Origin of the sequence: Noviherbaspirillum sp., from assembly GCF_035654295.1 — a bacterium.
In the GTDB taxonomy this organism is placed as follows: domain Bacteria; phylum Pseudomonadota; class Gammaproteobacteria; order Burkholderiales; family Burkholderiaceae_D; genus Noviherbaspirillum.
Map to the genome: position 1 here is coordinate 1 of NZ_DASRXF010000158.1, position 6,964 is coordinate 6,964.

General features: G+C 66.1%; 4 protein-coding genes. All 4 read right to left on the reverse strand.

The genetic code is table 11. The features are described 5' to 3' along the window. Nucleotides 1–295: 295 nt before the first annotated feature. Nucleotides 296–2,554, reverse strand: a complete 2,259-nt coding sequence (locus VFF99_RS15655; RefSeq protein ID WP_325019500.1) for a PhoX family phosphatase — start codon at nt 2,552–2,554, stop codon at nt 296–298. A 49-nt stretch (nt 2,555–2,603) separates the two neighbouring features. After that, nucleotides 2,604–2,840: a hypothetical protein gene (locus VFF99_RS15660; protein WP_325019501.1), complete on the reverse strand. Its 237-nt coding sequence runs from the start codon at nt 2,838–2,840 to the stop codon at nt 2,604–2,606. A 68-nt stretch (nt 2,841–2,908) separates the two neighbouring features. Next, on the reverse strand, nt 2,909–5,107 hold the full coding sequence (locus tag VFF99_RS15665; RefSeq protein WP_325019504.1) for a hybrid sensor histidine kinase/response regulator: 2,199 nt from the start codon (nt 5,105–5,107) through the stop codon (nt 2,909–2,911). 122 nt (nt 5,108–5,229) lie between these two features. Next, nucleotides 5,230–6,964, reverse strand: a 1,735-nt coding sequence (locus VFF99_RS15670; protein ID WP_325019506.1) for a putative bifunctional diguanylate cyclase/phosphodiesterase, incomplete at its 5' end; no start/stop codon positions are given.

Below are 6,964 nucleotides of genomic sequence, written 5' to 3' on the forward strand. Positions count from 1 at the left end.
CCGACGCCAAAAGAGCGGACGCAAAATCGGATAAAGAAGCGCAGATGTCTGAGCCGAAGGCGAGTTTCTGCGCTTCCCGATTTTGCGTCCGCTCTTTTGGGGACCCCGAAGGGGCGGCGGTACAGGGTCGCCTTTCTTTGCCTACTTTCTTTGGCGAAGCAAAGAAAGTAGGTCGCCCGCCGGCGCGAGTCCCGGCAAGCTCCAACGGAGTGACGACCGAAACCGCTTCACCGAAGAGAGCACCAAAGAAAAAAGGCCGACCAAAACGGCCGGCCCCTCATCACGCATCAATCCATCAAGCCAACCCGCCCCCGATCGTCCCACCATCCGTCCTGGTGATCACAATCGTCGCCGAGCGCGGACGCGCATTGCCGCCGTCCGGCCAGTGGCTGCCGAAGCTGGAAGGATTGCTGAACACCGGCGCAGTATCCTCGCCCGGATGCTGGATGTTCACGAACAGCGCCTTGCCGTCGGGCGTCTCGGCGATGCCGGTGATTTCGCACTCCTTCGGCCCGACCAGGAAGCGCCGCAGGTTGGTCTCGCCCGGCGCCGCGCCGACATAGGTATCCACAGCCTTGCTCGTCGTGCCGTCGACGTTGTTGATGGTCTTCTTCGCACCGTCGCCCACCTTGCCCGCAACCGCGGCCAGCATCATGCAGTTGGTGGCATCGGTATAGGCGCCGTCGTCGGTCTGGATCCACAGCAGGCCGGTGCTCGGCGAGAACCAGAGGCCGTCGGGGCTGGAGAAGTCGTTGGCGGCGGTCAGGTTGGACAGGTTGACGTTGGCGGCATCGGCGCCGGAACGAGCGCCGAACAGGAACACGTCCCACTTGAAGCCGGTGGCGGCCACATCAGCGTTGTTCTCGGCCCAGCGGACGATGTGGCCGTTCGGGTTGCCCTTCTGCGCAGTGCCGGCGCTGCCCTTCGGGTCGTTGTAGAAGCGTGGGTTGGCGGCGTCGACCGCGCCCACCGGGCGGCTGGAGGCGTTGGTGTTGGTCAGGGTCATGTACACCTCGCCGTTGGCCGGGTTGACGGCGCCCCATTCCGGGCGGTCCATCTTCGTCGCACCCGCTGCATCAGCCGCGAGGCGGGTGTTGACCAGCACGTCGGCCTGGTCGGCGAAGGCGTAGGCGCTGTTCGATGCGGTGATGCCGTTGCTGCCGAACTTGAGTTCGATCCACTGGCCGCTGCCGTCGGCGTTGAACTTCGCCACGTACAGCTTGCCGTCGTCGAGGTACTTGTCGCCGGCGGCCATGCCTTTGCCTGCATCGGCCGGGTCCCAGGCAGCGTTCGATACGTACTTGTAGATGTATTCGTTGCGCGAGTCGCAGCCCATGTACCAGACCAGCGGCTTGCCCGGCACGACCGGGCCGGGCCATGCGCCCTCATGCGCGAAGCGGCCGAGCGCGGTGCGTTTCTTCGGCGTGGAGCTCGGGTTGAACGGGTCGATCTCGACTACCCAGCCATAAGTGTTGGCGACGTTGCGGAAATCGTCGCTGCCGTCGGCCGAGGTGCCGGTCTTCATCGCATTCCAGCGGGTGAACGAGGTGTCGGCCGGGTCGGTCGCGACGACCGTCGCCCACAGTTCGCGGCCGGTGCCTGCCACGCCGTAGCGGGCGAAGGAAGCGAGTTCCTTTGCGCTGCGGTTCGGGTTGTCGGCGGCGGTGATGCGGCGGAAGTAGCCGGCCCAGTTTTCTTCGCAGGTCAGGTAGGTGCCCCAGGGCGTGTAGCCGTTGGCGCAGTTGTTGATGGTGCCGCGCGTCTTCGAGCCGTCGGGCGAGTAGGCGGTGACCATGTATGCCGTCTTCGCCGCCGGGCCGGAGAGGGCCATGTCGGTGAAGGTGGTGATGCGGCGGTTGAAGGATGAATCCTTCTTGTAGCTGACGCTGCTGCCGTTCCTGGCGACTTCGATCACGCTGACCCCGTGGGCGTTCATCTCCTTGATGACTTCGTCGGCGACGGTCCGTGTCATCGCCGTGGTAATCGTGGTGGGATACTTGCTGACCGGCGTGCCGTCGATGGTGACGCCATCCTTGTGCAGGTAGGCGGGGGTGATGGCTTCGTGGTTCATCACCAGCAGGCCGCGGTCGCTGGCGCTCGCGCTGTACTTGCCGTCGGCGCCGAGGCCGAAGTAGTGCATGCCGTCGTGATGGTCGCCGGCGCGCTGGGCGAACGATGCGCCGGTATCGGTGCCGTCGTTCCGGTATTCGGGCACGCTTGCCGCGATCGGGTCGCCGAGGCGATACAGCACGGTGGCGGTGTAGCCGGCCGGTACGGACAGCGCGTCGGCCACGCTCTTGGCGACAGCGTTGAAGTTCAGCTTGAGCGTCTTGTTGTCGGTCGCGGGGGCTGCCGCCGTGGCGTCGCCGGAACCGCCGCAGGCGCTCAGGCCGACGCCGAAGAATGCGGTGGTGGCGAGGCCGAAGCTGCCCTTGAGGAGGGAGCGGCGGCTCAGGCGGGCCTGCAGCACGCTGTCGAAGCTCGGGTTGCTGGAATTGTTGGTGCCGATATCTTCCGGTTCGGCCAGCAGGTCTTGCCTGGTGAGGTCGTTCATTGCGTCGGTCCTTGTTGGAATATGTTGTCTCTGCCCTGTGGACGGCGGCTCAGTCTCGGTAGAGCGGCAGCCTGCGTGCGTCGCGGGCGACCACGTAACCGTTTCCGGTTTTGCGTACCTTGACCATCCCTTCACCGCGGACTTCGACTTCGATCTCGTCCGCCGCGCGCAGCACGTTGGCGAGCCGCAGGTGGCCGTGCAAGAGGCGATAGGCGTCGCCGTCTCGCACGATGACGATGTCGGGACTCACGATGTCGATTCCGGAGAAATGAAGGAACTTGTCCACCGGCGGCATGCTACGGCGCATGCATGACGCTACCGTGACAGGCGGATGAAGTTTTGATGACAGGCTTTTTACGCCAGTGCCTCGAGGAGGGCGCCCACCGCCTGCGAGACACCGTAGGGCTTGGCGAGGGTGCGCACGCCCGGAATCTGCACGCGCTGTTCGGTATAGCCGGTGGCGAGGACGACGCGCACGTCGGGGTAGCGGTTGCGCACGCGCTGCGCGAGATCGATTCCGTTGATGGTGCCGGGCATGACGATGTCGGTGAACAGCAGGTCGATGTGCTCGCCGGTTTCGAGCACGCGCAGCGCCTGCTCGCCATCGGCCGCGCATAGCACGCGGAATCCGGCGGACTGCAGCGCGGGGGGCATGACATTGCGCACCAGCGGATCGTCTTCCACGAACAGCACCATTTCCCGCCGCGCGCGCGGCACGGGTGCCTGCCTGGGGGAGCGGCGCGGCTCGGCGGTTCGTTCGGAGCGCGGCAGGTAGATCACCACCTGGGTGCCTTCCCCTGGCCGGCTGCGCAAGACGAGCAGGCCGCCGCTCTGCCGCGCGAACCCGTAGGCCTGCGGCAGACCCATCCCGGAGCCCTTGCCCACGCTCTTTGTAGTGAAGAAGGGGTCGAGCGCCTTGGCCAGCACGTCGGCCGACATGCCTTCGCCGTTGTCGGCCACCGTCAACCGCACATAATCTCCCGGCTCCAGCTCGCCCGTGTGCCGCGGCAGCGTTTCGTTGGCCGCCTGCAGCTGCAGCACGCCGCCGTCGGGCATGGCATCCCTGGCGTTGATGGTCAGGTTCAGCAGCGCAAGCTCGAACTGCAGCGGGTCCACCGTCACCGGCCATAGCGCTTGCGGCACATCGAGCCGGAAGTCGATGTCGGCACGCAGGCCGCTGCGCAACAGCGGAATCATCTCCATCAATTGCCGGTGCGGTTCGATGGTTTCCAGGCGCGCATCCTGCACGCGGCCGAAAGCGGCCAGCTGACGGGTCAGTTCGGAGGCCCGCTCGACGGCTCGCTTGCTGGACTCCAGTGCGGACCTCGCAAGCGGTTCGGTGGAACGCAGGTGGGCCAGTTCCAGCCCGGTCGTCAGCGTCTGCAGCACGTTGTTGAAATCATGCGCGATGCCGCCGGTGAGCCGTCCCAGCGCTTCCAGCTTCTGTGCCTGGAGCAGGGCGCGCTGCGAGCGCTCGGCCGAGGCCACGGCTTCGGCGACGCGTTGTTCAAGGCCAGTGCGGGCACTGCGGATGTCCTCGCCCGCCTGCACGATGGCGGCGTTCACGGCGTCGATCTCGAGTGTGCCGGTGTGGTGGAGCTCGACCTGCTCACCGTGCCCGAGACGCTCGGCGGCGCGCCGCAGGGATTCCACCGACCGGGCCGTGCGGCGTGCGACCGCGGCAGCGGCGATCGCCGTCAGTGCGAACAGGGCCATCGCAATGCCTGTCATCAGCAGCGCCGCTTCCTCCGCCGGCCGCCTGAGGACACTGTCGGGGACGCTGACGAAGAAGGTCCAGCCCGAGTTCGGCGCGCGGCTGAAAAAGGCGGTGGCGCGAATGCCGGACAGGGTCATGCCTTCGTGGAATCCGTCCTCGGTGCGCATTGCGCGTATGAAGTCTTCGCGCACCGGCTTGCCCACGAACTTCTCCGGTTCCTTGTTGCGCGCGAGCAGGGTGCCGTCGCGGTCGACGATGCCGGCCAGCCATTCCTGCGGAAAGCGCTGTTCGTCGAATACGGCCTGCAGCTGCTTCACATAGGATCCCATCACGAGGTAGTACAGCACCTTGCCATCGCGGATGACGGGGACCTGGATACCGAAACTGTCGCCCTTTCCCACCGGCGGCTTGTACAGGTTGGTGACAACGGTGGCCTCCGGCGGGTACTGGGCGCGCAACTTTTGCGCGACCGGCAGCATCGGCGGCAGGGGCGCGCCGTAGGGAAGGCGGGTGTTGATGATCTGGTCTACGCCGTTCGTCTTGTGCAGGATGATGGCGACGTCGCGTTCCGCAGCGAGGGCGTGGGCGTGACGGTAGAAACGCTCGAACTCGCCGCGGTCCAGCGCGGGCGAGCCGGCCAGCGCGTGCAGCAAGGCTTCGCGCCGCGCGACTTCCTTGTCCACCACGAGCGCGACGGCGCGCGCCGTCTCGCGCATATTTTCGCGGTGGAATTCGCGCTCTTCCGAGTACAGGTAGGCAATGCCGACGCCGGCCACCAGGAAGGCAGGCACCAGCACGGCAAGCACCAGCAGCAGCAGGCGGGTTCGGATGCGCATGTATTGTTATGGGCGTGGCGCCGGCGCACCGGCAGCAGAACGGGATGTCGTGAGGAAAACATTGGCACCGGATCGCGTCAAGCTGTTTCTTCAGAAAGTACCGCGTCCGGACTTGCGCCAGCTCAATGCATGGCCTGCCTCTCCGGCTCCGCGGTCTGGAACCAGGAGACAAACTCGTCGGCGGTCAGCGGGCCGCTGAAGTAGTAGCCCTGCGCCTGGTCGCAGCCATGCCCGCGCAGGTAGTCGACGATGTCTTCCGATTCGATGCCTTCGCCGACGACCTGGAGGTTCAGCGTGCGGCCGAGGGCCAGCACGGTATCGGCGATGACCTGGCTCTTTGCGTCGTGGCCGATGCGGCTGACGAAGGACTGGTCGATCTTGAGCGCATCGATCGGCAGGCTGCTGAGCAGGCGCACGCTGGAATAGCCGACGCCGAAATCGTCGAGCGCGACGCGGATGCCGATGGCACGGATCTCTTCCAAGGCGCTGATGGTTTCGTGCACGTCCTCCAGCACCGAGCTTTCCTTCAGTTCGATCTGCAGGCAGGACGGATCCATGCCGCTGCGCTCGACGCTGTTGGCAAGATAGCGGATGAAGGAGCGCTGGCGGAACTGCTGCGGGGCGACGTTGATGGCAATGCTGATCGGAGGCAGGCCGGCTTCGCGCCATTCCTGGTGCTGGCGGCATGCCTCCTGCGCCACCCACTCGCCGATGCGGTTGATCAGGCCCGCGGCTTCGGCTGCCGGCAGGAACTGTGAAGGCACGAGCATGCCGCCGTCGGGCATGGGCAGGCGCAGCAGGGCTTCGGCCCCGGTCGTGGCGCCGCTGCCGAGGTCCATCACCGGCTGGTACAGCAGCCGGAATTCGCTGCGCTCGATGGCGTCGCGCAGCCGCAGTTCGAGCTGGATGTGCTGGTCCGCCCCTTGGTCGAGGGCCGGGCTGTAGAAGCGGTAGCGCTTGCGGCCGGCCTTTTTCGCCTCGTACATCGCGGTGTCGGCGCACTTGATCAGCGTGTCCAGATCGGTACCGTGGCGTGGATACAGACTGATGCCGATCGACGGCGACAAATGCAGCTGCAGGTCGGCGATGTGGTAGGGCTCGCTGATCCGCTCCACGATGTTGCGGGCGACCGTGGCGGGCCCGTGCACATCGTCCGGATGCGGCAGGGCGACGACGAATTCGTCGCCGCCGATGCGGCCGACGATATCTTCCTGCCGTGTGCATGCATTGAGGCGCTTGGCCACCTGCTTGAGCACCTGGTCGCCGATGCCGTGGCCGTAGGTATCGTTGATGGGTTTGAAGCGGTCGAGGTCGATGAACAGCAGGGCGCCGCTGCTGCGCGTGCGCTGCGCGATGGCCAGCAGGTGGTCGCAATATTCGAACAGCAGCGCGCGATTGGGCAGGCCCGTCAGTGCGTCGCGCTGCGATGCATGGCGCACGCGCTGCTCTGCCAGCTTGGATTCGGTGATGTCGAGCGTGGTGCCGACGAAGCGGGTGCGCCCCTCATTGTCGGCGAGCGATTCGCCGTTGACCTTGACCCAGCGCTCCGCGCCGTCGTTGGCGCGGATGATGCGGTATTCGGTGAAGAAGCGGCCGGTGCTGCCGGGCGCGGTGAGCTTGCGCGCGACACGGTCCACGCGTTCACGGTCGTCGGGGTGGATGCGGGCGATGAAGGTGTCGTAATCCACCGGGCCTTCGAGCGGCACGCCATAGTTGCGGCGGTTGGTTTCGTCCCATACCAGTTCCCCGGTCTCGGTGTAGAACTCCCACAGGCCAAGGTTGGTGAGTTCCGTTGCGAGCCTGACCGTTTCCTGGCTGCGCCGCAGCGCGTCGCCGGCGCGCCGGATGTCGTCGATG

What these genes read in the sequence shown, in the direction of transcription:
- VFF99_RS15655 (WP_325019500.1), bottom strand. Translation starts at nt 2,554, where the DNA reads ATGAACGACCTCACCAGGCAAGACCTGCTGGCCGAACCGGAAGATATC.
- VFF99_RS15665 (WP_325019504.1), bottom strand. Translation starts at nt 5,107, where the DNA reads ATGCGCATCCGAACCCGCCTGCTGCTGCTGGTGCTTGCCGTGCTGGTG.